Source organism: Collimonas sp. (assembly GCF_035566555.1).
In the GTDB taxonomy this organism is placed as follows: Bacteria; Pseudomonadota; Gammaproteobacteria; order Burkholderiales; family Burkholderiaceae_D; genus Collimonas.
On record NZ_DATMRB010000015.1, the window covers coordinates 1 to 26,189 of the forward strand.

Annotated in this window: 21 protein-coding genes; 7 read left to right on the top strand and 14 right to left on the bottom strand. The window is 61.3% G+C overall.

Annotated elements, in window-relative coordinates; all coding sequences use genetic code 11:
* Positions 1-194: 194 nt before the first annotated feature.
* On the bottom strand, positions 195-962 hold the full coding sequence (locus VNZ65_RS02605) for an SDR family NAD(P)-dependent oxidoreductase (RefSeq protein WP_325665784.1): 768 nt from the start codon (positions 960-962) through the stop codon (positions 195-197).
* A gap of 273 nt (positions 963-1,235) precedes the next feature.
* Positions 1,236-2,906: an AMP-binding protein gene (locus tag VNZ65_RS02610; protein WP_325665786.1), complete on the bottom strand. Its 1,671-nt coding sequence runs from the start codon at positions 2,904-2,906 to the stop codon at positions 1,236-1,238.
* A gap of 289 nt (positions 2,907-3,195) precedes the next feature.
* Between VNZ65_RS02610 and VNZ65_RS02615 the strand changes: the two genes are divergently transcribed.
* The gene (locus VNZ65_RS02615) at positions 3,196-4,209 is read left to right on the top strand and encodes an AraC family transcriptional regulator (RefSeq protein WP_325665788.1); all 1,014 of its coding nucleotides are present in this window, start codon (positions 3,196-3,198) and stop codon (positions 4,207-4,209) included.
* A 12-nt stretch (positions 4,210-4,221) separates the two neighbouring features.
* On the opposite strand, the gene nhaR is transcribed toward VNZ65_RS02615, so the two are convergent.
* Positions 4,222-5,142, bottom strand: a complete 921-nt coding sequence (gene nhaR / locus VNZ65_RS02620) for a transcriptional activator NhaR (RefSeq protein WP_325665790.1) — start codon at positions 5,140-5,142, stop codon at positions 4,222-4,224.
* Between the two features lie 98 nt (positions 5,143-5,240).
* On the opposite strand from nhaR, the gene VNZ65_RS02625 reads away from it, so the two are divergent.
* The 3 genes from VNZ65_RS02625 to VNZ65_RS02635 all read left to right on the top strand — a co-directional run bounded on the left by VNZ65_RS02625 (position 5,241) and on the right by VNZ65_RS02635 (position 6,651).
* Entirely contained in the window at positions 5,241-5,603 is a 363-nt protein-coding gene (locus VNZ65_RS02625; protein WP_325665791.1) for an HPF/RaiA family ribosome-associated protein, read from the top strand.
* A 76-nt stretch (positions 5,604-5,679) separates the two neighbouring features.
* Positions 5,680-6,306, top strand: coding sequence for a Bax inhibitor-1/YccA family protein (locus VNZ65_RS02630; RefSeq protein WP_349255966.1), 627 nt, complete (start codon positions 5,680-5,682; stop codon positions 6,304-6,306).
* Positions 6,307-6,366: 60 nt separating this feature from the next.
* The gene (locus tag VNZ65_RS02635; RefSeq protein WP_325665795.1) at positions 6,367-6,651 is read left to right on the top strand and encodes a zf-TFIIB domain-containing protein; all 285 of its coding nucleotides are present in this window, start codon (positions 6,367-6,369) and stop codon (positions 6,649-6,651) included.
* 27 nt (positions 6,652-6,678) lie between these two features.
* On the opposite strand, the gene VNZ65_RS02640 is transcribed toward VNZ65_RS02635, so the two are convergent.
* Positions 6,679-8,937, bottom strand: a complete 2,259-nt coding sequence (locus tag VNZ65_RS02640) for an ATP-dependent DNA helicase (protein ID WP_325665797.1) — start codon at positions 8,935-8,937, stop codon at positions 6,679-6,681.
* Entirely contained in the window at positions 8,937-10,595 is a 1,659-nt protein-coding gene (locus VNZ65_RS02645) for a VRR-NUC domain-containing protein (RefSeq protein ID WP_325665799.1), read from the bottom strand. The genes VNZ65_RS02640 and VNZ65_RS02645 overlap by 1 nt, the downstream gene beginning before the upstream one ends.
* A gap of 181 nt (positions 10,596-10,776) precedes the next feature.
* On the opposite strand from VNZ65_RS02645, the gene VNZ65_RS02650 reads away from it, so the two are divergent.
* On the top strand, positions 10,777-11,334 hold the full coding sequence (locus tag VNZ65_RS02650) for a YfbU family protein (protein WP_325665801.1): 558 nt from the start codon (positions 10,777-10,779) through the stop codon (positions 11,332-11,334).
* Between the two features lie 14 nt (positions 11,335-11,348).
* Here VNZ65_RS02650 and VNZ65_RS02655 read toward each other — a convergent pair whose 3' ends face one another.
* Positions 11,349-12,641: a hypothetical protein gene (locus tag VNZ65_RS02655; RefSeq protein WP_325665803.1), complete on the bottom strand. Its 1,293-nt coding sequence runs from the start codon at positions 12,639-12,641 to the stop codon at positions 11,349-11,351.
* 271 nt (positions 12,642-12,912) lie between these two features.
* Between VNZ65_RS02655 and VNZ65_RS02660 the strand changes: the two genes are divergently transcribed.
* On the top strand, positions 12,913-13,332 hold the full coding sequence (locus VNZ65_RS02660; protein WP_325665805.1) for a nuclear transport factor 2 family protein: 420 nt from the start codon (positions 12,913-12,915) through the stop codon (positions 13,330-13,332).
* An 88-nt stretch (positions 13,333-13,420) separates the two neighbouring features.
* Here the strand turns inward: VNZ65_RS02660 and VNZ65_RS02665 are convergent, their stop codons facing one another.
* The 7 genes from VNZ65_RS02665 to VNZ65_RS02695 all read right to left on the bottom strand — a co-directional run bounded on the left by VNZ65_RS02665 (position 13,421) and on the right by VNZ65_RS02695 (position 23,274).
* Positions 13,421-15,730 (bottom strand): NADP-dependent malic enzyme, encoded by a 2,310-nt coding sequence (locus tag VNZ65_RS02665; RefSeq protein ID WP_325665807.1) that lies wholly within the window; start codon positions 15,728-15,730, stop codon positions 13,421-13,423.
* A 338-nt stretch (positions 15,731-16,068) separates the two neighbouring features.
* Positions 16,069-16,509, bottom strand: coding sequence for a dihydroneopterin aldolase (locus VNZ65_RS02670; RefSeq protein ID WP_325665809.1), 441 nt, complete (start codon positions 16,507-16,509; stop codon positions 16,069-16,071).
* A complete protein-coding gene (locus tag VNZ65_RS02675; RefSeq protein WP_325665811.1) occupies positions 16,509-17,114 on the bottom strand; it encodes a sarcosine oxidase subunit gamma in 606 nt (201 codons plus the stop codon). The genes VNZ65_RS02670 and VNZ65_RS02675 overlap by 1 nt, the downstream gene beginning before the upstream one ends.
* Entirely contained in the window at positions 17,104-20,118 is a 3,015-nt protein-coding gene (locus tag VNZ65_RS02680; RefSeq protein WP_325665813.1) for a sarcosine oxidase subunit alpha family protein, read from the bottom strand. The genes VNZ65_RS02675 and VNZ65_RS02680 overlap by 11 nt, the downstream gene beginning before the upstream one ends.
* Position 20,119: 1 nt before the next feature.
* Complete coding sequence (locus VNZ65_RS02685; RefSeq protein ID WP_325665815.1) at positions 20,120-20,407, bottom strand: sarcosine oxidase subunit delta; 288 nt, start codon at positions 20,405-20,407, stop codon at positions 20,120-20,122.
* Between the two features lie 50 nt (positions 20,408-20,457).
* Positions 20,458-21,702, bottom strand: a complete 1,245-nt coding sequence (locus tag VNZ65_RS02690; RefSeq protein ID WP_061938636.1) for a sarcosine oxidase subunit beta family protein — start codon at positions 21,700-21,702, stop codon at positions 20,458-20,460.
* Between the two features lie 180 nt (positions 21,703-21,882).
* Complete coding sequence (locus tag VNZ65_RS02695) at positions 21,883-23,274, bottom strand: L-serine ammonia-lyase (RefSeq protein ID WP_325665818.1); 1,392 nt, start codon at positions 23,272-23,274, stop codon at positions 21,883-21,885.
* A gap of 531 nt (positions 23,275-23,805) precedes the next feature.
* Here VNZ65_RS02695 and VNZ65_RS02700 point away from each other — a divergent pair.
* Positions 23,806-24,897: a threonine aldolase family protein gene (locus tag VNZ65_RS02700; protein ID WP_325665820.1), complete on the top strand. Its 1,092-nt coding sequence runs from the start codon at positions 23,806-23,808 to the stop codon at positions 24,895-24,897.
* Between the two features lie 40 nt (positions 24,898-24,937).
* Here VNZ65_RS02700 and fdhA read toward each other — a convergent pair whose 3' ends face one another.
* Positions 24,938-26,140 (bottom strand): formaldehyde dehydrogenase, glutathione-independent, encoded by a 1,203-nt coding sequence (gene fdhA, locus VNZ65_RS02705; protein WP_325665822.1) that lies wholly within the window; start codon positions 26,138-26,140, stop codon positions 24,938-24,940.
* Between the last annotated feature and the right edge of the window lie 49 nt (positions 26,141-26,189).

A 26,189-nucleotide genomic window follows, 5' to 3' on the forward strand; every position in this document is an offset into this window, starting at 1 on the left:
TGCCTCATCTGTCGGTATATCGCGCCGGCCTTGGCCCGTAGCGCTAGGCGTGCCGAGGAGACATAGCGGGGCTATGGCGACGAGGCGCAACGACGCGATACGGGTCAAGGACCAGCGAGATGCCGACAGATGAGGCATGACACGACACTAGGAATCACGGGCCGGATCAGCATGATCCGGCCCGCTTCAGGCAATCACTTCGGCGCCAGCCGGATACCGCCGTCCAGTCGAATCACTTCGCCGTTCAGGTAAACCGTTTCCAGGATGGTCTTCACCAGCGCCGAGAATTCCGCCGGCTTGCCCAGCCGTGGCGGGAACGGCACCATTTTCCCCAGCGCTTCCTGTACTTCCGCCGGCATGCCCAGCAGCATCGGCGTTTCCATGATGCCCGGCGCAATCGTCATCACGCGGATGCCATGGCGCGACAGCTCGCGCGCCGCCGGCAAGGTCAGCGCCACCACGCCGCCCTTGGAGGAAGCGTAGGCCGCCTGGCCGATCTGGCCGTCGAAAGCCGCCACCGAAGCGGTATTGATGACCACGCCGCGTTCGCCGTCTGCATTCGGCTCGCCCTTGCTCATAGCGTCGGCCGCCAGGCGCATCATGTTGAAGGTGCCGATCAGGTTGATCTGCACTACGCGCGCAAAATCTTCCAGTCCGTGCGGACCTTCCTTGCCGACGATGCGCTTGGCCGGCGCCACGCCGGCACAGCTGATCAGGCCATGCAGGCCGCCGAACACCTTGACTGCCGTGTCCACCGCTTCCTGCGCGCTGCTTTCGCTGCAGACGTCGGTGGCGACAAAGCGCGCATTGCTGCCCAGGTGGGTCGCCAGCGCGGCGCCGGCTTCCTGATTGATATCGGCGATCACTACCTTGGCGCCGCCCTGCACCAGCATGGCGGCAGTAGCCGCGCCAAGGCCGGAGCCGCCGCCGGAAATCAGGAATACATTGTTTTCGATTTGCATATCTTCTCTTCTTTACATTAAGGGCCTGTTGACACATGATTTGGGAGTGCGAACGCGCGGCAGGCGTTACAGGCCTAGGCGCAGCGACGCGCCGTAGCGGTGCTACGGCAAGGAGCTGCAACGACGGCATGTGACGCCTGCAGCCGTTCCCGGAGGGTTCCAACCAAAACGTGCGCTGGCGGCGTTGCATGGCTTGCTGGGGCACCAGCCCCAGCTACGCCACGCGCCTTGCCAGCACACGTTTTGGTTGGAACGCATCTCCCAAATCATGTGTCAACAGGCCCTGGCTTTAGCGATTTCCTGATTGCGCAAAATAAAGCGCTGCAGTTTGCCGCTAGGGGTTTTGGGTAATTCTGTCAAAAATTCGATTTCACGCGGATAGGAATGCGCGGCCAGGCGGCGCTTGACGTATTGCTGCAACTCTTCCGTCAGCGCGGCGCTCGGCGCGTAATCCTGATTAAGGACAACGAAGGCTTTCACCAGTTCCGTGCGCTCAGGATCCGGCTTGCCGACCACCGCCGCTTCGACCACCGCCGGGTGTTCCAGCAGCGCGCTCTCGACATCGAACGGGCCGATGCGGTAGCCGGACGAGGTAATGATATCGTCGCCGCGGCCGATAAAACTGATGCTGCCGTCCTGGTTCAGCTCCACCGTATCGCCGGTGACGTAATAGTCGCTGGTGTCGCGGCTGTTGTCCTGCTGCCAGTAGCCCTGGAACCAGTAGATGGGCGAACGCGGACGGTCCACCGCCAGCACACCCGGTTGGCCGACACCCAGTTCCTTTTCATCGTCGTCAATCACCGCCAGCCGGTAACCCGGCATGGCAAGGCCAGCCGAGCCCATGTGCACCGCATGCTGCAAGCCATGATGATTGCATAGCACCATGCCGGTTTCGGTCTGACCGTAGTGATCGTTGATCAGCGTGTCCAGATGTTCGCGGAACCAGCGTATCACTTCCGGGTTCAAGGGCTCGCCGGCGCTGCTGACCGCGCGCAGCTGGCCTTTGACCGGCGCCGCGGCCTCGGCGCCGGCGGCGATCAGCATGCGGTAGGCGGTAGGCGAACCGGTCAGGTTGGTGATGCCGTATTTCTTGATGATGCGGTAGGTGCTCTCTACGGTAAACGAGCCTTCGTAAAAAGTAATCGCGTGACCCATCGTCAACGGTCCGGTCACGCAGTAATACAGGCCGTAGGCCCAGCCCGGATCGGCGATATTCCAGAAGGCGTCCTCGGGCCGCAAGTCGACCGCATAACGGGTGTAAACGTAGAACGACAGCAGCGCCTTCAGCGGCACCGATACGCCCTTGGCCGGACCGGTGGTGCCGGAGGTGAACAGCATGATGAAGGCGTCGTCGGCCTTGCGCATCACCGGTGCGAATTCAGTCGCATGCTTGCCCATCTCGTCCCAGAAGCCAAGGTCGCCGGCAGCCAGCGTGCTGGCGCCGTGGACCGTCATGACTGGCGGGCATTGCGGCACTTCATCCAGCTTATGGCGATTGTCGGCATCGGTGACGATCAGCTTGGCCTCGCTGGCGGCGACCCGGTATTCGATCGATTTCGAACCGAAGGCCGTGAACAGCGGCTGGTACACCGCCCCGGCGCGCCAGGTGCCGAGGATCGCCACCAGCAGTTCCGGCGTGCGCGGCAACAGGCCGGCGACGCGGTCGCCCGGCCGCACTCCTTGCGCCTTCAGGAAATTGGCAAAACGGCCAGATAATTCCTGCAACTGGGCAAAGGTATAGCTGGCGCTGCGGCCATCCTTGCCTTCCCAGTTCAGGGCGATGCGTCCAGGAGTAGCGTGACGATCGCAGCATTCGACGCAGGCATTGACGCCCGTCTCCAGGTTGCCGGCCAGTTCGGCAACCACGCTGCCGAGCTTGAAATCGGCATAGAACTGCGCATAGTCGGGCACGGCATGAGCCGCGGCTGGGAAACCAGATGACATGAATGTTCTCCTCTAACCTAAAATGACTGGCTTAGCCAGTTCTTGTTTTGTTGTTATGAGAAATCGGCTTGCTGCGGCTAAGTCTAGGATATTTAGTGACTTGAGGCCATGTTAAAAGCGATCATTACGCCTGAGCGGAATTGCAACACCTATGTCGAATGGTTTTATGATTACCTATAAAACCGTAGCGAGCGACTCAAGGTCGGGGGGAGAAGCGCAGCCGTACGAAAGTACGGTGAGCATCGCCGCCCCGAGATTGAGCCGCGCAGTAGGTTTTATAGGTAATCATATGGAAGACTGGGAGAAAGGGACTATCGCCATCGGCCTCGTCGGCGAAGCGCTGCACTGCATGCGTCAACGCGGCATGGATACCGACGCGCTGCTGCTGCAGGCCGGGATCGCACCGCGCCTGCTGACGGCGCCGCACGCGCGGGTGGCGGCGGCCAGTTACGGCCGCTTGTGGTACCTGATCTCGCAAGCCACCGACGACGAATTTTTCGGCATGGACAGCCATCCGATGCGAGTCGGCAGCTTCAACCTGCTGTGCCGCAGCGCCCTGCACAGTGCCAACCTAGGCAAAGCGCTGGCGCGCATGCTGGATTTCCTGCGGCTGGTGCTGGACGATATCTCGGCCAGCCTGTCGCAACAGAATGGGCTGGCCTGCATCGTCATCAATGAAGGCGGCAGTCCGCGCCGCATGTTCACCTACGCCACCTTCCTGATGTTCGTGCATGGCGTCGGCAGCTGGCTGATCGGCCGCCGCATCCAGCTGCTGTCGGCCGATTTCCGCTGCGACGAACCGCTCTCCAGCCTCGACTACAAGGTCCGCTTCTGCGACCAGGCGCGCTTTGGCCAGGCGCGCACCAGCATCACTTTCGACGTCGCCTGCCTGGCGCTGCCGATCGTGCAGAACCAGCGCACGCTGCCCGCCTTCCTGCGCGAAGCGCCCGGCAACCTGCTGGTGAAGTACAGCAACCACGACAGCCTGGCGGCCACCATCCGCCGCCATCTGCGCCAGCTGCCGGTGAATGAATGGTCGGATTTCGGCAGCCTTGCCAGCCAGCTGCAGACGCCGGCTTCGACGCTGCGCCGCAAGCTCAGCCAGGAGGGCCAATCGTACCAGGCGATCAAGGACAATCTGCGGCGCGACCTGGCGATCAACTACCTGAGCGGCTCTGCCCGCAGCATCGAAGAGATCGCCATCAGCCTCGGCTTTGCCGACCCCAGCGCCTTCCATCGCGCCTTCAAGAAATGGACTGGCAGCAGTCCGGGCGAACATCGGCGCGCCCTGTCGACCTCATAGCAAGCCTGGCTGTCACCTGCGCTTGGCCTGGGTAAACACCCGGCCATGGATGGCCGACAAGATCGCCTCCACCGCCGGATGCTTGATCTTGCGCTCATTCGAGACCGCATAAAACTGTTCATGCACCTGCTCCAGCTGGCCGATCAGCACCGCTCCGAACTGTTCCTCGACATCCGCCGCCAGCGCCGACGGCGCCGGGAACAGGCCGAGGCCGCTGCGGCCGAAAGTGTTCAGCAAGGCATTGTCATCGAATTCCCCCACCACATCCGGCCGCAGCTCGCGCGTTTCAAACCAGTGATCGATGCGGCCGCGAATGACGTTGTTGCGGGTCGGCAGCAGCAGCGGTGCGCCGCGCAGGCTGGCCGGAAACTTGGGCTTATAGCGCCTGGCCAGCTCCTTGCTGCCAAACAGCGCGATATCGCTTTCGCCCAGCAGATGGCTGAACACCCGCAGCGCCGTGCCGGACGGCGCCGGGCGGTCGGTCAGCACCACGTCCAGCTTGTGCAGGGTGAGGTCGCCGAGCAGCGCTTCGAACTTGTCTTCGAAACACACCAGCTTGACCCGCTGCGGCAAACGCAAAGCGGCTTCCAGCAGGCGCGCAGAGATCAGTTTCGGCAAGGAATCGGAAATCCCCACCGCCAGCCGCATGGTGGGTTCGTCGTCAGCCGCCGCCAGCGCCTCTTGCATCTGCTCGCCCAGCAGAAAAATCTGGTCGGCGTAGCCGAGCGCCAGACGTCCGGCCTCGGTCAGCACCAGGCGCCGACCTTGCGGCGCCAGCAGCGCCTTGCCGACTTCCTGCTCCAGCAGCGAGAGCTGGGCGCTGACGGTTTGCACCGCCAGCCCCAGCCGTTCGGCAGCGCGCGTGACGCTGCCCTCCTTGGCCACCACCCAGAAGTAATGCAGATGCCGAAAGTTCAGCGCGGATGTTTTCATTGTTCTGTTTTTCCGAAGTAATTCTTCGATTATCTTCGCTTTTTTAATTCATGTCGCGACTATATGATGATTACTCCTGAAACCAACTGGAGTCTTTGATGAAACCTACCATCGCGATCGTTGCTACCAAGGGTGTAAAACTCAGCCGCCGGCTGCGCGAGTATGTAAGCAGCCGTCTGAGTCTTGCGCTGGACAGAAAGCACTACAGCATCCAGGCATTGAAGGTACGCATCAGCGACCAGAACGGCCCGCGCGGCGGCATCGACAAGCAATGCCAGATCCAGCTGACCCTGAACGGCCTGCCGACCGTGGTGATCACGGAAAAAGGCAGCGATATCGCCGCCATGGTCGACCACGCAGCGCATCGCGCCGCCCAGGCGATCGAGCGCCTGCTGGCGCGCAGCAGATCGATTGCCCACACTAAATACCTGGCGCCGGCGCTTGAGCCGGCAGTCATTTAACTTACGAAAGAACATCATGAACAACCGCTACAACACCCTGCGCAACCGCAGCGCCGCTTATGCCGCCACCACGGTGATGGACGGCGCCGCACGCCAGGTCTTGCGCAATACCTATCTGCTGCTGTCGCTGTGCCTGGGCTTCAGCGCCATCGTCGCCGCCGCTGCGCTGGCGCTGAACTTGCCCGGCCCCGGCATCATCATCACCCTGGGCGGCTACTTCGGCCTGCTGTTCCTGGTCACCAAGTACCGTGACCGCGGGCTCGGCGTCGGTCTGGTGTTCGCGCTGACCGGCTTCATGGGCTACACCCTGGGACCGATCCTCAGCAAGTATCTGAGCATGGCCAACGGCGGCCTGACGGTGACGATGGCGCTGGCCGGTACCGCCATCATTTTCCTGGGCATGTCGGCCTATGCCTTGGTCACCAAGCGTGACTTGTCCTTCATGGGCAGCATGCTGACGGTGGGCGTGCTGGTGGCTTTCGTGGCGGGACTGGCGGCGCTGTTCTTCAGCATTCCGGCCTTGTCGCTGACTGTCTCGGCCGTATTCGTACTGCTGATGTCCGGCATGATTTTGTTTGAAACCAACAATATCGTGCGCGGCGGCGAAACCAATTACGTGATGGCGACCGTCAGCCTGTTCGTTTCGATTTTCAGCCTGTTCACCAGCCTGCTGCAGTTGCTGGGCTTCGTCAACAAAGAGTAAACCCAGGGCCGGGCGTACGCCGTCCGGCCGGATCAACTTTCAAGAGAATGGAGAACGTTTATGTATTGCCCGGTTTGTAAAGACAAGGAACTCGTGATGAGCGAGCGCCAGAGTATCGAAATCGACTATTGCCCCGGCTGCCGTGGGGTCTGGCTGGACCGCGGCGAACTGGACAAGATCATCCAGCAATCGACGCAGGAGCTGGCCAGTGTGCAGTCACAACCGCCACCGCAACAGCAAGCGCACCGGCAACCGGAATACCGCGCGCCGCAGCATGGCTCGCATTACAACGACTATCGCCGTCCCAAGAAAAAGGAAAGTTTCTGGCAAGAGCTGTTCGACTGACGCATCAGCAGAGACGGCGGCAACGGTTCATGCGACATGCCACCACGCCGGCAGCAGCTGCCTGACTTCCGGCCGCGCAAAGCGGTCGTCGATCAGGTACACCACGCCACGGTCCTGCTGGGTGCGGATCACGCGGCCGGCAGCTTGCACCACTTTCTGCATGCCGGGATAGAGATAGGTGTAGTCGTAACCGTTGCCGAAGGTTTCACCCATGCGGCGCATGATCTGTTCATTGACCGGATTAATCTGTGGCAGCCCCAGTGTAGCGATGAAAGCGCCGATCAGGCGCGCGCCCGGCAGGTCAATGCCTTCGGCAAAGGCGCCGCCCAGCACGGCAAAGCCGACTCCCTGCGAGCTATCGGTAAAGCGCGCCAGGAACTCTTCCCTCTCCCGCTCGTCCATGCGGCGCGCCTGCAGCCATAGCGGAATCTCCGGATGCTGCGCGGCGCACAGCGCGGCGACTTTTTCCAGATAATCGTAACTGCTGAAAAACATCAGGTAGTTGCCGGCCTGCTGCCGGTACTGGCGCGCGATCAGCTCGACGATGGGCGCCAGCGAACGCTCGCGGTGCTGGAAGCGGGTCGAGATGCCGGTCGCCAGTTGCACTCGCAGCTGGTCCGCGGTGAACGGCGAAGGGACGTCGATCCAGGCGGTGTCGGCCGGCATGCCCAGCGTATCGCTATAGAAATGCCAAGGGCTCAAGGTGGCGGAAAACATCACTGTGCTGCGCGCAGCGGCAAAGCGCGGCGCCAGGAAAGGCGCAGGGACGATATTGCGGATGCAGAGCGTGCTGCCCTGCACGCTTTGGCGCGTGATGTCGAACAGCGAATGCGGGCCGAACAATTCCGCCATGCGGGTGAAGTGCAAGGCGTCGAAATAGAATTGCTGCAAATGGCTGTCCATGGCGGCCGGATGCTCCACCATATACTCGGTGATATCGGCCACGGCCTGCAGCAGCGCACCGACGAAGGCGTCCGGGATTTCCGCATAATGCAGGTAATCGCCTTCCTGTTCCTTGCCCAGGCTGTTCCATTGCTTGCTGACCCGGTCCAGCCCGCGCTTGAGCGCCGGCGGCGCGTTGCGGCGCAGTGCTTTCAGCTGGCCGTATTCCATTTCCGCGGAATACATCTTGCGCGCACGATCTATCATGTTGTGCGCCTCATCCACCAGCACCCCGACCCGCCACTGATTGACGCTGGCCATGCCGTACAGCATGGCGCTGATGTCGAAATAGTAGTTGTAATCGCCGACGATGACGTCCGACCAGCTGGCCATTTCCTGGCTCAGGTAATAGGGACAGATCCGGTGTTCGGCAGCCACCCGGCGCAGGCTCTCGCGGTCCAGCGCGCCGGCCTCGATCGCCGCGCTGCGCGCTTGCGGCAGGCGGTCGTAGAAGCCTTGCGCCAGCGGACAGGATTCGCCATGGCAGGCTTTGTCCGGATGTTCACAAGCCTTGTCGCGCGCCACCAGTTCCAGTACGCGCAAGGGCAAGGCCGGCGCGCTGTGCTTGATGCGCTCCACGGCCTCCAGCGCCAGCGCCCGGCCCGAGGTCTTGGCGGCCAGAAAAAAAATCTTGTCCAGCGCCTGCCCCGGGCTCGCCTTCAGCATCGGGAACAGGCTGCCGATGGTCTTGCCGATGCCGGTCGGCGCTTGCACCAGCAGGCAGCGGCCGCTGACCGCGCTTTTGTAGACAGCTTCCGCCATGACGCGCTGGCCCGGACGGAAATCGGCATGCGGGAACTGCAGCGCCGTCAGCTGCAGGTCGCGCGCCGCGCGATGCGCCATTTCCTGTCCGGCCCAGGCCAGGAAGCGCTGGCAATGGTCTTCGAAGAATTGCCGCAGCAGCTCGGCAGTCAGGTGTTCGGTCAGCAGGGTTTCTTTCTGGCTGCCGATATCGTAGTAAACCAGCGCCAGCTGCAGCTCGTCCAGGCCACGGCTCTGGCACAGCAGATGGCCGTAGATCCGGACCTGCGCCCAGTGCAGGTGGCGATGGTTGTCCGGCATGCGGCCGAGGTCGCCGCGATAGGTCTTGACCTCTTCCAGCCGGTTGAGGCGCGGATCGTAGCCGTCGGCGCGGCCGCGCACCAGCAAGGGGCCGAAGCTGCCGCTCAGGCTCACTTCGGCCTCATAGCCAGGAGAGCGGCGCGCCGCCACCACGGCATGGCCGGTGATGCCTTCCTGCGCCGTGGGCGAAGGCGTGAAGCGCAGGTCGAGATCGCCCTGCTTGGCCGTGAATTCGCACAGCGCGCGCACGGCGACCACATATTGCGCAGCACCCGCAGCCATTACGCGCCCTCCCCGGCCCACTGCACGTAGTACACCGCGACCGGGATCTCATGCCGGGCGAAGTAATCCAGCCAGCGGATCTGGTTGTCTTGCAGGCGGTCGCCCGGCCCCTTGACTTCAATCATCTGGTAGCGCTTCTCCGCCGGCCAGAACTGGATCAGGTCAGGCAGGCCGGAACGGTTGCTCTTGATGTCTTGCAGGATGCGTTCGAAACATATTTCCAGGTGGCGAGGCGGCAGGCAATCCAGCGCCATGGCTAGCAATGCCTTGTCGATCACGCCCCAGAAAACGAACGGCGACTGGGTATTTTCCTTGATGCGGAAATTGTGCAGGATGGTTTGCCGGTAGCCGCCGTTGTGCAGCAACGCAAAGCCGGCTTCGAACTGCGGCGCCCGGCGGGCGCGGAAATCGGGACGGTGCAGGTCGGCCGGTCCGCTCTGGAACGGATGGAAAAAAGCTCCCGGCACCGGCGCGAACACAGCATCCCAGAATAACAGGCCAAACAGTGAGTTAACCAGGGCGTTTTCGACATACAGCGCTGGCGCATCCGAGCGCGCCAGGTGCAGGCCAAGCGCGCTCTCGACTGACATTCCAGCAGCGGGCCGCGGCAAGGCGACTTCGTGCTGAGCAATGGCGGCAGCAGCGAGTGGCGCCAGTTTCGGATGGCCAAGCGCGCGCCGCAGCCGCGGCATGACGCGCAGCAGCTGCTGTTGTTCGGCTTCGCTCTCTGCCTGCTGCTCAGCCTGCCGCGCCAATGCAAACGCGGCTTGCGGCTGGCCGCAGCGTTCCAGCACCCGGATTGCCCGCAGCCTGGCGCCGGGCCGGTCGCTGTCAGCATACAGCTTCAGCGCCGGCGCCAGATCGCCCATCCGCTCGTAATGCTGGGCGATCTGGAACAGCAACTTGCCACGCCGTTCTTCCAGCCATGGATTCGGATAAGCGACGGCAGCGATATCGGCCACTACGGCCTGCGCTTCTTCGCCGCCGAGAAAGCGTTCGCGGCAAGCAAACAGGTGCAGGTAGTCGTCGATATCCTGGCGGCAGCTGAAGCCTTGCGCGGCAGGCGACAAATCGACCTGTTCATATTTGAAGACACCGAGCTCGGACAGCACGAATTCCGACCAGTCCTGGTACAGGTTACCGAAGAACATCAGACGCAGGCGATCGCACAGAGCGGCCACCGGCTGGCACAGCTGCAACAGGCTATCGCCGGCGCCAGGCCACCACTGCTGCAGGCTGCGCACCCCAGCCGTAGCGCTCTCCGCCTGCAGCAGGAAATCCAGCTGCTCGCTCTTGCGCGCCACCTGCCGCACTTGCGGGAAAGCTAGGGCGATTTCAGCTTTGGTCAGCAGCCGGAACAGCTGCGCCATGTCCAGCAAGGGCTGCGGTTCGACCCAGCCGGCCGCTATCAGCGGCGCTGCAGCGCTGCCGGCACAGCCGATTTCGTCGTAACGCAGCTTGCTGAGCCGGAACAGCTCGCCCTTGCGCATCACCATCCGCACCAGCAAAGCCGCCGACGCTTGCGGCAGGTTGCCGAAGCCGTCGACGAAGGCTTGCTCGCCAGGATCCAGCATATGACGATAGCGCGCGCGCACCGACGCCACGACGGTGACGAAGTTGTCCAGGTAGTAGAAACGGTTTTCCAGCGTTTTGTTCATGTTCCGGGCGCGCAGGCTCAATGGCGCGACAAGCGTCATTTTTAAGTATTTTAACACTGTATAAACGTACAGTTATTCTGTAGTATATAGGAATGCGGAACGGCTGGCGCCAGCGAGGGATGCGCCGGGGATATCTGTTGCCGGGTCCGCAACTCTGGCAATCGACTGAACAGGAGTAGCGATGGAATTGAGCGATGCAGAAAAACTGATCCTGACCATGCTGTGCGAGGTGCACGCGCACCTGGGCATCGCCGGCGAACTCGATCCCGGCTTTGTCCGCTCAGCCCTGGATAGCGGCAATACCTGGGGCTTGCGCTGGAAATACGGCGCCCTGTATGACGGCAATAGCCGCTCCGATCCGCCTATCGTGAAGGAAGTGGCGGCGATCCTGGACATGTGGTCGGCCATCGAAGATGGCTACGCCGCACTGCGCTCGCAGGACCAGGACCGGGTCGCCGCCAGCATTTCGCCGCAGCAGGTGGAAGTGAAATTCATGGGTTTCGACAGCGATACCGAATTCGAGCACGCTAACGTGGCCTCGTTCCTGATCAAGGACATGCAGCGTTTTCCCAAGTTCGCCGGACGCGATATCCATTCGCACCAGCCATCGATTTCGATCTACCGGCGCATGGTGCGCGCCTTTGAAACGCTGCAAAAGCTGGCTGGCAAAGGACGCCTGAATGCTGACCAGCTGATTGCACTTCTTAATCAGAATACTGAGCGCTGCGTGATTGCTTGAGCCACCTATGCTACTTATGCCGCTTGCCGGCTGTCGCCGCTGCCGGCATTCGACGATACGGCCCGCGCCAGCCATATCTTGATTTCGGCGGCCTCGAACAGCAACGGGCCTTGCGGCAGCGCCTGCGCTTCCGGCCTGCCCTCGGTCCAGTCCGATAGGTCGGCCTGGCCGACGTAGCCGTCAACGTGGCTAAAAATATCCTCGACATCGCCTTGCCAGGACTGGTACAGGTCTTGATTCACCACGATCAGCAAGGACAAGCGCGCGCTGTCGTCGCGCGGACCGCCGAGGCCCGCGCGCGTACTGCGCTGGAGCAAGGCCAGTCCGCCTCCGGGGCTGTGCAGCAATGCAACCGGTGCGCCTAAAAAATAGCGCCCGATGTCGACCATGAAACGATTGGCTTGCTGAATTTCATCGCATAAATCGATCTCCGCTTCCTTGCACAGGCTATCGTACTGTAGCGGTGTGAGCGCAGTATCGAGCGGCACGGTCAAACCGAATTCAAAGCCCATCGGTATCAATATGCCATTGCCGCTGGCAGCCGCAAAACGCAGTGCGCGCAGGCTGGCGCGTCGCCGCGAAGGGGCATCGGTCAAGCTAAGCTGGCCCGCCAGGCGTGGACCGAAAGGCGTTTCCGGGAAGGCAATGATGGTGGCGTCGCCGATCAGATTATCCTGCTCGCGCACGTAGCGCGTGGCCTGGTAGTCCCACCATGCTCCGGGACAGAAAACGACGTCGAAACCAGCGCCGGCCAGAGAATCAAGTTGCGGCGCCGCAGTGCCGGGAGTCCAGGCCAGGAAACTGACCGAGCTGCAATAATCGCGGGTAGCCGCCATCAAAGACTGCCACAGCGTGACCGGCACCGCGGCAGGCACACTGCAGACGAAGCCTGCCACGCCGGCATCCAGCAAGGCCTGCAAACGCCTGCGCCAAAGCGCCGATACGCCGTGCTGCACAGCGCTGTCCGCCATGCGCAAAGGCAGGCCGCCGGCAGACACGCTGTCATCCGATAAGGATTTGCTGTCGAACCAGTGGGGGCAGGTCTCGACCAGGGAATCTTCCGGCGTGACTCGGTCGAGCACGATGTCGAGCAACAAACGCAAACCGCGTTCGGCGCAAGCTGCCGACAGCTGCTCCAGCTGCGGCCCGTCTTCGGCCCCGCCGCGCTGGCCGAGATTGAGTGTATTGGCCAGCAATACATGATCAAAACCGAGCGTGGCGCAATGGTCGAGCAAGGCGGGCCAGCTCTGGGGCGATACCAGAACGGGATTGACGCAGTAAATGCGGGGGGCAATAGCGAAGCTCATGTCAGCAATCCTTGATAGCGTTGCGGTCGCGCTGCTGGCCGGAACGGCCATCGGCAAGCGCAGCCTTGGGCTCAGGCGAAAGTTCCACCTTGGGCAAGTTCAGACTTTAGCGCGCCCCACAGCAGAAACATATCGGCGCTGGCCGCAAAGGACTGTAGGAATCCACCTACGTCGATAAACGGCTACGTTCACCCTAGGCAAAGCAAAAATCGTTACTAAACTTTATCCATCCTCATGCCCTGGCATCTAATCCTTCAATCTAAGGAAAATCATGGACCACGCATCCAAGCAATTCGAGCAATTCATGAAGCTGCGCGAAGAAGTCGCGCAATCCTATGTGAACGGCGATGCAGAGCCGCTGGCAAGGATTTCCACTCTCCTCAATCCTGCCACTTTCTTTGGCCCGGCTGGCAGCTACGAGCAAGGCGCCAGAAAGGTCCTGGCGATCAATGAACAGGCAGCGGCTCAGTTCCAAAAGGCCAGCAACAGCCGTTTTGAAATTTTTCACATGGCGATGAGCGGCGACCTGGCATATTGGGTCGGCATCCAGCACGCCGAAGTCCGGATGAAAGGCAGGGCTGCAGCCGTGTCGATGAGTTTGCGCATCAGCGAAATATTTCGCCTGGAAGATGGCGCATGGAAGCTGATGCATCGCCACGCAGATGCGCTGGCGCCAGCGGATAAAGAATAAGCGGACAGGCAAAAAAATCCCCGTCACTGCGGATGCAGGCACGGGGATTTTCTATTGGCGGACACTACTGGCAAGTACTACCGGCCGGTCAAACTTTCTGCTTAGCCGAAATCGCGTTTGCCACCACCAGCGCCGTCATGTTGACGACACGGCGCACGGTCGCCGACGGGTTCAGGATATGCACAGGCGCGGCGGCGCCCAGCAGCACCGGCCCTACCGTCACGCCCTGGCCGCCGGTCATCTTCAGCACATTGAAGAGGATGTTGGCGGCATCCAGGTTCGGCGTGATCAGTACATTGGCGTCGCCCGACAGGGTCGATTTCGGCAGAAATTGCGCACGCAACTCTGCGCTCAAGGCGGCGTCGCCGTGCATCTCGCCATCGGCTTCGACATCCGGCATGCGCTTGACGAACAGATCGCGTGCAGCGCGCATTTTCTTGGCCGACGGCCGGTTGCTGGAACCGAACATCGAGTGCGACAGGAAAGCCACCTTGGGCGGCACGCCGAAGCGCCGCACTTCCTCCACCGCCATGGCGGCGATATCGGCCAGCTGCTCCGCATCCGGATCGTCATTGACGAAGGTGTCGGCGATGAACAAGGTATGCTTGTCGAGCACCAGGCCGTTCATGGCAGCAAAGCCCTTAGCGCCCGGGCGCAAGCCGATGATATCGCTGACGTGTTCCAGGTGACTGTCGAAACGGCCCACCAGGCCGCACAGCATGCCGTCGGCATCGCCCAGCTTGACCAGCATCGAAGCGATGGTGGTGTTGGAGCGCCGCAAGGTCGACTTCGCCATCTCCGGCGTCACGCCGTCGCGCGCCTTGATCTCGTGATAGGCCTCCCAGTACTGGCGGAAACGGGCGTCGTCTTCCGGATTGATCAGCTCGAAATCGCGTCCCGCCTGCAAGCGCAGGCCGGCGCGCTTGATGCGTGCCTCGATCACGGCTGGGCGGCCGATCAGGATAGGCCGCACCAGCTTTTCTTCCAGCGCGATCTGCACCGCGCGCAATACCCGCTCATCTTCGCCTTCGGCATAGACGATGCGCTGCGGTTCGCCGCGCGCAGCCAGGAACACCGGACGCATGAACATGCCGGTGTGGCTGACGAAACGCATCAGCGACTGGCGATAAGCATCCATGTCCTTGATCGGACGCGTCGCTACGCCCGATTCTTCGGCGGCGCGCGCCACCGCAGGCGCGATGCGCAAGATCAGGCGCGAATCGAAAGGTTTCGGAATGATGTACTCAGGGCCGAACTGCAGTTCCTGGCCGGCATAGGCCGACGCCACTTCTTCGCTGATCTCGGCCTTGGTCAGGTCGGCGATCTCGCGCACGCAAGCCACCTTCATCGCCTCGGTGATGCTGGTGGCGCCGCAATCCAGCGCGCCGCGGAAAATGTAAGGGAAGCACAGCACGTTGTTGACCTGGTTCGGATAATCCGAACGGCCGGTGGCGATGATGCAGTCCGGGCGCGCTTCCAGCGCCAGTTCAGGACGGATTTCCGGTTCCGGATTAGCCAGCGCCAGGATGATAGGCTGCGTACCCATGGCCCTGACCATCTCCTGCGACAGTACGCCAGGCGCCGAGCAGCCGAGAAAAACGTCGGCGCCGACAATCGCATCCGCCAGCGTACGGGCGTCAGTGTGTTGCTGGTAACGCTGTTTCGACACGTCCAGCTTGTCTTCGCGCTTGTCATGGATCACGCCGCGCGAATCGCAGACGAAAATGTTTTCGCGCTTGACGCCCAGCTCAACCATCAGGTCGAGGCAGGCAATCGCCGCCGCGCCCGCGCCGGACGCTACCAGCTTGACTTCACCGATCTTCTTGTTGACCAGTTCCAGGCCATTGAGCAGCGCGGCGGAGGAAATGATCGCGGTGCCGTGCTGGTCGTCATGGAAGACTGGGATCTTCATGCGCTCGCGCAGTTTCTTCTCGATGTAGAAGCATTCCGGCGCCTTGATGTCTTCCAGGTTGATGCCGCCCAGGGTCGGCTCCAGCGCCGCGATGATCTCGACCAGCTTGTCCGGGTCGCGCTCGGCCAGCTCGATATCGAAGACATCGATACCGGCGAAATTATGGAACAAACAGCCCTTGCCTTCCATCACCGGCTTGCCGGCCAGCGGGCCGATATCGCCCAGGCCCAGCACGGCGGTGCCGTTGGTGATGACGCCGACCAGATTGGCGCGCGAGGTATATTCCACCGCCAGGTCCGGGTTTTCATGGATCGCCAGGCAGGCATAGGCCACGCCGGGTGAATAAGCCAGCGAGAGGTCACGCTGGTTCGACAAAGGTTTGGTCGGCACCACGGCGATCTTGCCGCGCGTCGGACTGCGATGGTATTCCAGCGCGGCGTCGCGCAGGGCCTGCTCGGCCGCCGAAAGAGTGGTGGGGGTGCTCATTGATGGTCTCCTGGATACGATGATGAATGATGTGGCAACGCCCTGGCAGACGATTTAACGGTCCGCCCGGCGGCGCCCGTCAGTTCTGTTTTCTGCCAATGAAGATGCTTAATGGAAAGGAAATAGGCTCTGTGAAGTTGTCGTTGGAATAGTACTGCCGATAGCAAATGGTAGACGAAACTAGCGCAACTTGCAGCCTTCCGTTAAAAAAATCGCAAGCCGGTTCCGAGTGCAAATCGCACTTAAAACAAAAAGCCCGCTTATGCGGGCTTTTTATCGGCAAATACGCGCCATAGATAAATTATTGCTTTATATCAACACAAATTTTCCCGCTCCGCTCATGCTGTCGCCCCGCTTTCCAACGCCTGCGCCAGCAGCAAGGTTTCATAGCTCCAGCGCGTCCAGCTCGAGGCTACGCCCAGGCGCGCGGTATTGGGACGAATCTTCGGCTTGTGGATCGCCACCCGTATTTCATCGAGCATGGGGAATTCGCGAAAGGACAGGCTGGCGACTTCCGAGGCCAGCGTCTCCAGCAGACGGGTATGCGGCTTGGCTTGCAGAAAGGCGGTGACCACGCCGCAGTAATAATCGTAGTCGATCACAGCAGCGGCTTCGTCATGGTCCCTGACGCCGCCGGTCTTGTACGACAATTCGATGTCCAGTTCGACCGCCTGCGGCTTTTCATGCTCGTGCGGATGCAGCCCGACACTGGTCATCGCCGCCAAACCCTCAACAAAGATCTGCCAGCGTACGCCGCTGGCGATGTTCTCGCTTTTCATCAGAAATACTCCTGGCAGGCGTCGAACAGGATCCGGCCGAAATAGTCGGCGAAACTGCGGCGGACGATTAGCTCATAGGCGCCGTCCGCCAAAGGCCGCAGCAAAATCCCGGCCTTGAAATAATGACTCTGTGCACACTGGCCGGGCTTGAATACGCTGCCATGGAAATCCAGCGGGCAGCCCTTCTGCAAAACTGCGCGCGCCTGTACGCCACTCAGCCTCAGGCTGGTGTTGCCGCTGCTGACATCCACCACCGCAGCAAATTCCCCTGCCAGCGCATCGGCGAGGCCGACGCACAGTGCGGGCTGGCGCGGCTGCCGGGACTGGATCAGCCATTCATTCGGCGCCAGCCAGTAAATGACGAACTGCTCGCTTTCGGCAATGGTGTTCGGCTGCAGCGGCAATGCGGCGCCAGTAAGATTCTTGATTGCCCGCAGGAAGTTCGCTGAGCCGGCATCACCCTTGATATTGATCAGCTCCAGGAAAGGCTTCTCTTCCAGCCGGACCGGCTGGTCAGCGCCTGCCGTGAGCGGCGCCAGCAACTGTCCCAGTTCCGCCAACGGCGATTCCTGCTGTACCTGAAAAAGCTGGATTTCATTCAACATGTTGACGGACTCCTTCTGCATCGTAGAACACCAGGCTGCTGATCTTGGCAGCAATATTGCGGCCATTCTCCAGCGATATGCTGACTTCCTGCCCCATCTTGCCGAGCCCGCCCTTGATCAGCGCGAAGGCAATCGAACGTTGCAGGATCGGGCTGAAATAGCTCGACGTGACATGGCCTATCATGCTGCCAGTCGGCTCATTGCTTGGCTCGGCCAGGATCTGGCTACCCTCGGGCAGCACGAAATCCTTGTCCTCACTGAGCAAACCCACCAGCTGCTTGCGGTTCTCGCCGGCGGTATCCGAACGCGAGAGCGAACGCTTGCCGAGGAAATCCTTGGATTTGGCGACCAGGCCGCCCATGCCCAGGTCGAACGGCGTGACCGAGCCGTCGGTATCCTGGCCCACGATGATGTAGCCTTTTTCGGCGCGCAGCACGTGCATGGTTTCAGTGCCGTACGGCGTGATATCGAACTCCTTGCCGGCTTCGATGATGGCGTCCCAGATCGCCCGTCCCATGTTGGCCGGCACATTCACCTCGTACGACAGTTCGCCGGAAAAGCTGATGCGCATGATGCGGGTGAAGACGCTGTTGATGCTGCCTTCGCGGAAAGACATGAAGGGAAATTTCTCGTTGGAGAAATCGATGTCCTTGCAGACTTTTTGCAATACACGGCGCGCGTTCGGCCCTACCACCGCAAACGTCGCGAAGTGATCGGTCACTGAAGTCAGGTTGACTTTCAGGTGCGGCCACTCGGTCTGCAGCCAGCGCTCCATCCAGTCCAGCACACGCGCCGCGCCGCCGGTGGTGGTGCTCATCAGGAAATGCTGCTCGCCGAGACGCACCGTGACGCCGTCGTCGAACACCATGCCGTTCTCGTCCAGCATCAGGCCGTAGCGGCACTTGCCGACTTCCAGTTTGTTCCAGGGATTGGTATACATCCAGTTCAGCAAGGTGACCGCATCCGGTCCTTGCACATCGATCTTGCCCAGGGTCGAAGCATCGAGAATGCCGACGCTGTTGCGCGCCGCCAGGCACTCACGCGCCACCGCAGCGTGCAGGTCTTCTTTGCCGCGCGGGTAATACCAGGGCCGTTTCCAGTTGCCGACATCTTCAAACAAGGCGCCCTGCTCGATATGCCAGGGATGGATGCAGGTTTTGCGGATGGGCGTCAGGAACTCGCCCAGCTCGCGTCCCGCCACCGTGCCGAAGGTCACCGGTGTGTAGTTCGGACGGAAAGTCGTGGTGCCGGTTTGCGGGATGCTCTTGCCCAGCACTTCGGCCAGGATCGCCATGCCGTTGATATTGCCGAGCTTGCCCTGGTCGGTGCCGAAACCGAGCGCAGTGTAACGTTTGACGTGCTCAACCGAATGATAGCCCTCGCGCGCGGCCAAGTAGATATCCGCGGCCGACACATCGTTCTGGTAATCGACGAATTGCTTGGGGCCGCGTCCGACCTGTTTGCGGTCACCCACCAGCCACAGCGGCATGAGCGGCGCTTCCGACAGTTCCGCCACTTTCCAGTTGGGCAGCGCTGCCGCTTTCAAGCCAGCCGACTCGACCGCCTGCTGCGCAGCCAGGGCGCCATCGCGCAAGGCCCCTGCCAGGCTGAAATCGCCGTTGGCGGCACCGGCGCTGGTTTCCTTTTGCATCGCCGAACCTGGAACAAAGCAAGCTTTGTCGTTGTTCCAGTGTGCCTTGCCGCCGGACTGGGCGAACAGATGGATGACCGGATTCCAGCCGCCCGAAACGCACAGCAGATCGCAGGCAAGCGAAGTGATGAACTGTCCCGGCACGCCATCGCGATGAGCGGCGACTTCCACTTTGCTGACGTGGCGGCTGCCATGCGCAGTCACTACCACAGCGTCGTTGATGATGTTCACGCCCTGCCGCTTGGCGGCGGCCGGTAGGCTGCTGTTGCCAGCTGGACGCGGATCGACCACGGTTACCTGGGCGCCGTTGCCCTTCAGATCGAGAGCGGTCTGGTAGGCATCGTCGTTGTTGGCGAAGACCACCGCCTGGCGTCCGGGCAGCACGCCGTAGCGGTGGATATAGGTCGATACCGCCGAAGCCAGCATGATGCCAGGCAGATCATTATTGCCGAACACGATGGGCCGCTCGTGGGCGCCGGTCGCCAGTATCACATGCTTGGCGCGTACTTTCCACAGGCGCTCGCGCACCTTGCCGCTGCGTTGCGCCAGTGGCAGATGCTCGCTCAGGCGCTGGGTCACGGTCACCAGGTTGTGGTCTTGGTAGCCGAAGGCCGTGCTGCGCGACAAAATGGTCACTTCCGGCAAGACTTGCAATTCGGCGCTGATTTTCGCAATCCACGCCGCCGCAGGCAAGCCGTCGATCTGCGCCGGACCGGACAGCAAGCTGCCGCCCGGTTCCGGCTGATCGTCGACCAGCATCACGCGTGCGCCGGATTGCGCCGCCACCCAGGCGGCAGCCAGGCCGGCTGGGCCGGCGCCAGCCACCAGCACGTCGCAATGGGCATAGGTCTTTTCATAGCGGTCCGGATCGAGTTCGGTCGGCGCCTTGCCGAAGCCGGCCGCTTCGCGTATCACTTCTTCATACTTGCCCCACCAGCTGCGCGGCCACTTGAAGGTCTTGTAGTAGAAGCCGGCCGGGATGAAACGGGCAAACAGCTGGTTGATCGCCATGCGGTCGTTTTCGATACTGGGGCTGGCGTTGACGCTGGTCGCGCTCAATCCCTGGTATAGCTCGATTTCCGTGGCGCGGGCGTTCGGCACGGTAAACCCGCCGCTTTCCAGCTGCACCAGTGCATTCGGTTCTTCCACTCCGGCGGTGACGATGCCGCGCGGGCGGTGGTATTTCCAGCTGCGCGCAACGAAATGCACGCCGTTGGCGAGCAGTGCCGAGGCCAGGGTATCGCCTTGATAACCGTGGTAGCTTTTGCCGTTGAAAGTGAAAGTCAGAGGCGTTGCGCGGTCGACGCGGCCACCGCTTGCCAGTCTGTGTGTCTGCTTGGTCAATTGACTCATCTTAGGCTCCCGTGCCGTCGGCGGCAGGCTTGGCTTCGAACTTGCTGTAGCTGAGGAATTCGTAAGTCACGGTATCGCGCTCGGCCATGAACCAGCGCCGGCAACCCTGGTTATGCACCCACTGCTCGCGATGCACGCCGCGCGGATTCTTGCGCATGAACAGGTAGTCGCCCCAAGCTTGATCGCTCAGATTTTCGGTTTCCAGCGGACGGGCGATATCGGCTTCGCCGCCGCAATGGAACTCACTCTCGGCGCGCGGCCCGCACCAAGGGCAGGTGATCAGTAACATGGTGGTTCTCCAGACAGATGGCGGATTGAATCAAGGATCGAGGAGCAGGATCAGTGAGCGACGGCGGCGGCGCCGTGTTCGTCGATCAGGTGGCCGTTGTAGAAACGGTCCAGCGCAAACGGCGCGTTCAGCGGATGCGGATGGTCGTTGGCGATGGTGTGGGCGAACACCCAGCCAGAACCAGGCGTGGCCTTGAAGCCGCCGGTGCCCCAGCCGCAATTGAAATACAGGCCCTTGACCGGCGTCTTGGAAATGATCGGACAGGCATCTGGAGAAACATCGACGATCCCGCCCCACTGGCGGTTCATGCGGACCCGGCTGAACAGCGGGAACATTTCAACGATTGCCTGCAAAGTGCCTTCGATCACGTGATAGCTGCCGCGCTGGCCATAGCCGGTGTACTGGTCGACGCCGGCGCCGATCACCAGGTCGCCCTTGTCGGACTGGCTGATGTAGGCGTGCACTGCGTTCGACATCACTACCGTATCGAGGACCGGCTTGATCGGTTCCGACACCAGCGCCTGCAGCGGATGGCTTTCCAGCGGCAGGCGGATGCCCGCCATTTCCGCCAGCACGCTGGAATGGCCGGCGGCGACCACGGCCACTTTCTTGGCCTTGATGAAACCCTTGACGGTATCGACCCCGGTCACCGCGCCATTCTCGCGACGGATGCCGGTGACGCCGCAGTTCTGCAGGATATCGACGCCGCGCTCGTCGGCGCCGCGGGCAAAGCCCCAGGCCACCGCATCGTGCCGCGCCACCCCGCCGCGGCGCTGGAACGAAGCCCCGAGCACCGGATAGTGGCTGTTGAGATTGATGATGGGGACGATTTCCTTGACCTGCGCCGGCGTCAGCCATTCGGCATCGACGCCGTTGAGGCGGTTGGCATTGATGCGGCGCTCAGTGTCGCGCACATCCTGCAAGGTATGCGCCAGGTTCATCACGCCGCGCTGACTGAACATGACGTTGTAGTTGAGGTCCTGCGACAGGCCTTCCCACAGCTGCATCGCCTTTTCATACAGCATGGCGGATTCGTCCCACAGATAGTTGGAACGTACGATGGTAGTGTTGCGGGCAGTGTTGCCGCCGCCTATCCAGCCCTTTTCGATGACGGCGATATTGCGCAAGCCGTGCACCTTGGCCAGATAGTAGGCAGTGGCCAGGCCATGGCCGCCGCCGCCGACGATGACGATGTCGTATTCCTTTTTCGGTTCCGGGCTTTTCCAGGCCCGCTGCCAGTTTTCATGGTAAGAGAGGCTGTTGCGGATCAAGCTGAATATCGAATAATTGCTCATAAACCCCTCAAATTTCCGGAACCGTTACGGATAGTTCTAAAACCTACTGCGCGACTCTCTGCCCGCTCTGCGATGCTCACTGTACTTTCGTACAGCTGCGCTTCTCGACCAGGCAGAGAGCCAGGTCAGCGTAGCTGAGGCTACGGTTTTAGAGCTATCCTAGTTATCGCTGAAAGCTACTCAGCACTCAATGACATTTACCGCTAAACCGCCACGTGATGTTTCCTTGTACTTGGTCTTCATGTCGGCGCCGGTCTGCATCATGGTCTTGATGACCTTGTCCAGCGAGACATAGTGCTTGCCGTTGCCGCGCAAGGCCATGCGGGCGGCGTTGATTGCTTTCACCGCGCCCATCGCATTGCGTTCGATGCAGGGAATCTGCACCAGGCCGCCGACCGGATCGCAAGTCATGCCAAGGTTGTGCTCCATGCCGATTTCGGCGGCGTTCTCGATCTGCTCGGTGCTGCCGCCCAGCACAGCGGCCAAGGCCCCTGCCGCCATCGAGCAAGCCACGCCGACTTCGCCCTGGCAGCCGACTTCGGCGCCGGAGATCGATGCGTTTTCCTTGTAGATCAGGCCGATTGCCGCTGCCGTCAGCATGAAGGTCATGACGCCATCCTTGTTCGAACCGGGAATGAACTTGGTGTAGTAATGCAGCACCGCCGGCAGCACCCCTGCCGCGCCGTTGGTCGGCGCCGTGACGATGCGGCCGCCGGCGGCATTTTCTTCATTCACCGCCATCGCGTACAGATTGACCCAGTCCAGCATCGATAAAGGATCGGTAAACGATTCCTCGGAACGGTCCTTCAGTTGCCGGTACAGTTCCGCGGCGCGCCGCTTGACCTTCATCGGTCCCGGCAATTCGCCGTCGATGGAGCAGCCGCGCTTGACCGCCGCCGCCATCACATCCCAGATACCCAGCAGCTTGGTGCGGACCTCTTCCGCCGAGCGCCAGTGTTTCTCGTTTTCCATCATCAGGGCGGCGATGGTCAAGCCGCTTTCCGCCGACATGCGCAGCAAGTCGTCGCCGGAATGGAAGGGATAAGGCAGCTCGCCTTCCTGCTGCACGCTGCCGGCCTGCACCAGGTTGACGCGCTGGCCTTCCTTGCTGACCACGAAGCCGCCGCCGACCGAGTAGTATTCTTTCTCTGCAATCACGTTGCCAGCCGCATCCAGGGCGACGAAGCGCATGCCGTTCGGATGCTGCGGCAAAGCCTCGCGCCGGAAAAACAATACGTGTTCCTTTTCTACACAGCCGATCGGATGCGTACCGTTCAGCAGCAGCTTCTTGGTGCTGCGGATTTCCGCCAGCCGCGGCTCGACGTGATCCGGATCGATGTTGTCCGGCAGGTTGCCTTCCAGTCCCAGCAGCACCGCCTTGTCGCTGCCATGGCCTTTACCAGTGGCGCCGAGCGAACCGTACAGTTCGACGCGAACTGCGTGCACCGCATCGAGCAAATTAACCTCGTGCAAATAAGCAGCAAAGCGATTGGCGGCAATCATCGGTCCCACCGTATGCGAGCTGGATGGACCGATACCGACCTTGAATAAATCAAATGTGCTGATGTTCATAGAGAACCCGATTGCATATTTGGGCAAACGCGCTTGCAAATACGCTGGCAAAACATAGTGCATCCGTTCATGACAACTCCTGGGTGGGTTGAAGCATTATTCTCGGCAAACAACACCGGCCGCGCGAGACACCACAACGCCAGAGTACAGTGCAACAGTGCTGATCAATGCCGCCATCAGCGATAACTGCAGTGCTATTCCTTGGCATCATTTTGTCCTTGCAGCGGCCGCTCTATTTTCCGTAGCTGACAAGTGTTTGTCCTTTTCCGACAAGCACGACAAATTTTAATTTTACGACCAAGTGTGCATCCCAAAGCGATGACATTTCCTTGTAGGGGATAAGTTAAATGCATTATTATTGTTAATTAGGCATTTTTCAGATAAAGCAGCAGGCGCTATTGCACTTTCTGCTTCGCCATTGCGCGTTTTCCTCATAACCGAGAAATGCCCCATATAGCGAAAACGCCAAATCGGGGTAGCATAGCAAGCTTCCTTTCCTTGACCTGGCCAAAAACGCCTCAGCCACCCGACATGTCTAACGCCGATCTTCGCAAGCAATGCCATACCTTCTTTTCTTCATCGGCGCCGCGCTCCGCCGCCCAGGATTTTGCCGCGATGGCCGCCTGGTGCGAGACAAACGACATCCAGCATGACAGCTATGGCGAAGGTGCGCTGATCCAGGATTTTGAAAACAAGGTGGCCGGGTTACTGGGTTTCGAGGCGGCCCGCTTCCTCATCACCGGCACCATGGCGCAGACCATCGCGCTGCGCATCGCTTGCCAGGACAAGAACAGCCGGCTGGTGGCGCTGCATCCGACGGCGCACATCTTGCGCCACGAAAGCAGCAATTACCAGTTGCTCGACCATTTCAAAGTACTCAACGTCGGCAGCCCGTTCCGACCTTGGACCGCGGATGACCTGAAAGCCGTGCCGGATCGGCTGGGGGCCGCGCTATATGAGCTGCCCATGCGTGAAATCGGCGGCCAGCTGCCGGCCTGGGAACAGCTGGAAGCGGTCAAGCAATACTGCCGCGAAAAGAATATTCATTTGCACATGGACGGCGCGCGCCTGTGGGAAGCCGCTGCGGGCTACGGCCAGCCGCTGGCCAGCGTGGCGGCCGGCTTCGACAGCGCCTATGTCTCGCTCTACAAAGGCATCGGCGGCCTGGGTGGCGCGATGCTGCTGGGCACACAGGAGTTCATCGACCGCGCCACCGAATGGATGAAGCGCATGGGCGGGAATGTTTATCAGCGCTCGCCTTACGTGGTGGCGGCGGCCATGCAGTTTGACGAAAAGCTGGCGCGCATGCCGGCCTACCTGCAACGCACCCGCGAACTGTATCAGCTGCTGGCCCGCTATCCGCACTGGCAAGTCAATCCACGGCAGCCGCATTGCAATATGCTGCATCTCTACCTGCCTGTTGATCGCGAAGCAGCGAATACGGCGCGCGACCAGCTAGCCAGGGAGCATGGCGTCTGGCTGTTCGGCCGCGCCAGCGACGCCGCCTTGCCGCAGCAGAGTTACATCGAATGGTATGTGGGAGAGGCGCTACTGTCGTTGTCCGACCAGCAGGTCGTGACGGCGCTGGATCAGTTCCAGGCGCTGCTGAGCGCAGCCGGATAAATACTGCTGTCGGCAAAACACAGCCGGCAGCAGCACTGCATCAAGCCGCTTTTTTCAGCAAATGATGCGGATCGATGACAAACTTCTTCGGCGCCCCGGCATCGAACTGCTGGTAACCGGCCGGCGCCTGGTCCAGGGTGATCACTTCGACGCCGACGATGTCGGCAATCTTGATCCGGTCCCACAGGATGGCCTGCATCAGCTGGCGGTTGTACTTCATCACCGGTGTCTGGCCCGTATGGAAGCTGTGCGACTTGGCCCAGCCGAGGCCGAGGCGGATGCTCAGGCTGCCGCGCTTGGCGGCGCTATCGACCGCCCCCGGATCGTCCGTCACATACAAGCCCGGGATGCCGATCTTGCCCGCCACCCGCGTCACTTCCATCAGCGAATTCAGCACGGTGGCCGGCGCTTCCGCCTGCGCCCCGGCGTGGCCATGGCCGCGCGCTTCAAAGCCGACGCAGTCGATCGCGCAATCGACTTCAGGCACGCCCAGTATCTTGGCAATCTGGTCGCTCAGCGACGCATCGGTGGACAGATCCACCGTTTCAAAGCCGACGCTGCGCGCATGGATCAGGCGCAAAGGATTGACATCGCCGACAATCACCACCGCCGCCCCCAGCAAGCGCGCGGAGGCAGCGGCTGCCAGGCCAACCGGACCGGCGCCGGCGACATACACCGTGGTACCGGGACCGACGCCGGCAGTGACTGCGCCGTGGTAACCGGTCGGCAGGATATCCGACAAGCAGGTCAGGTCGCGGATCTTGGCCATTGCCTGTTCTTTATCCGGGAAACGCAGCAGGTTGAAATCGGCATACGGTACCATCACGTACTCGGCCTGGCCGCCGATCCAGCCGCCCATGTCGACATAGCCGTAGGCGCCGCCGGCACGCGCCGGATTGACGGTTTCGCAGACGCCGGTGTGCTGTTCCTTGCAGGTCCGGCAGCGGCCGCAGGCGACGTTGAACGGCACCGATACCAGATCGCCCTTCTTGATGGTTTCCACATCCGAGCCGCATTCGATCACTTCGCCGGTGATTTCATGGCCCAGCACCAGTCCGGCTTGCGCCGTGGTGCGGCCGCGCACCATGTGCTGGTCGGAACCGCAGATATTGGTGGAGATCACTTTCAGGATCACGCCATGCTCGATTTTCCGGCCTTGCGGATTATCCAGCTTGGGGAACGGGATGGACTGTATTTCTACCTTGCCCTGTTCGATATAAACCACGCCACGATTTTCAGACATGCTGTCTCCTTGCGTCAGATTATTATGGGGAATTGCCTGCGATAGTCGA

Bases quoted from the DNA above. Each gene is read 5' to 3' on its own strand.
- VNZ65_RS02605 (WP_325665784.1), bottom strand. From the start codon at position 962: ATGCAAATCGAAAACAATGTATTCCTGATTTCCGGCGGCGGCTCCGGC.
- VNZ65_RS02610 (WP_325665786.1), bottom strand. From the start codon at position 2,906: ATGTCATCTGGTTTCCCAGCCGCGGCTCATGCCGTGCCCGACTATGCG.
- VNZ65_RS02615 (WP_325665788.1), top strand. From the start codon at position 3,196: ATGGAAGACTGGGAGAAAGGGACTATCGCCATCGGCCTCGTCGGCGAA.
- nhaR (WP_325665790.1), bottom strand. From the start codon at position 5,142: ATGAAAACATCCGCGCTGAACTTTCGGCATCTGCATTACTTCTGGGTG.
- VNZ65_RS02625 (WP_325665791.1), top strand. From the start codon at position 5,241: ATGAAACCTACCATCGCGATCGTTGCTACCAAGGGTGTAAAACTCAGC.
- VNZ65_RS02630 (WP_349255966.1), top strand. From the start codon at position 5,680: ATGGACGGCGCCGCACGCCAGGTCTTGCGCAATACCTATCTGCTGCTG.
- VNZ65_RS02635 (WP_325665795.1), top strand. From the start codon at position 6,367: ATGTATTGCCCGGTTTGTAAAGACAAGGAACTCGTGATGAGCGAGCGC.
- VNZ65_RS02640 (WP_325665797.1), bottom strand. From the start codon at position 8,937: ATGGCTGCGGGTGCTGCGCAATATGTGGTCGCCGTGCGCGCGCTGTGC.
- VNZ65_RS02645 (WP_325665799.1), bottom strand. From the start codon at position 10,595: ATGAACAAAACGCTGGAAAACCGTTTCTACTACCTGGACAACTTCGTC.
- VNZ65_RS02650 (WP_325665801.1), top strand. From the start codon at position 10,777: ATGGAATTGAGCGATGCAGAAAAACTGATCCTGACCATGCTGTGCGAG.
- VNZ65_RS02655 (WP_325665803.1), bottom strand. From the start codon at position 12,641: ATGAGCTTCGCTATTGCCCCCCGCATTTACTGCGTCAATCCCGTTCTG.
- VNZ65_RS02660 (WP_325665805.1), top strand. From the start codon at position 12,913: ATGGACCACGCATCCAAGCAATTCGAGCAATTCATGAAGCTGCGCGAA.
- VNZ65_RS02665 (WP_325665807.1), bottom strand. From the start codon at position 15,730: ATGAGCACCCCCACCACTCTTTCGGCGGCCGAGCAGGCCCTGCGCGAC.
- VNZ65_RS02670 (WP_325665809.1), bottom strand. From the start codon at position 16,509: ATGAAAAGCGAGAACATCGCCAGCGGCGTACGCTGGCAGATCTTTGTT.
- VNZ65_RS02675 (WP_325665811.1), bottom strand. From the start codon at position 17,114: ATGTTGAATGAAATCCAGCTTTTTCAGGTACAGCAGGAATCGCCGTTG.
- VNZ65_RS02680 (WP_325665813.1), bottom strand. From the start codon at position 20,118: ATGAGTCAATTGACCAAGCAGACACACAGACTGGCAAGCGGTGGCCGC.
- VNZ65_RS02685 (WP_325665815.1), bottom strand. From the start codon at position 20,407: ATGTTACTGATCACCTGCCCTTGGTGCGGGCCGCGCGCCGAGAGTGAG.
- VNZ65_RS02690 (WP_061938636.1), bottom strand. From the start codon at position 21,702: ATGAGCAATTATTCGATATTCAGCTTGATCCGCAACAGCCTCTCTTAC.
- VNZ65_RS02695 (WP_325665818.1), bottom strand. From the start codon at position 23,274: ATGAACATCAGCACATTTGATTTATTCAAGGTCGGTATCGGTCCATCC.
- VNZ65_RS02700 (WP_325665820.1), top strand. From the start codon at position 23,806: ATGTCTAACGCCGATCTTCGCAAGCAATGCCATACCTTCTTTTCTTCA.
- fdhA (WP_325665822.1), bottom strand. From the start codon at position 26,140: ATGTCTGAAAATCGTGGCGTGGTTTATATCGAACAGGGCAAGGTAGAA.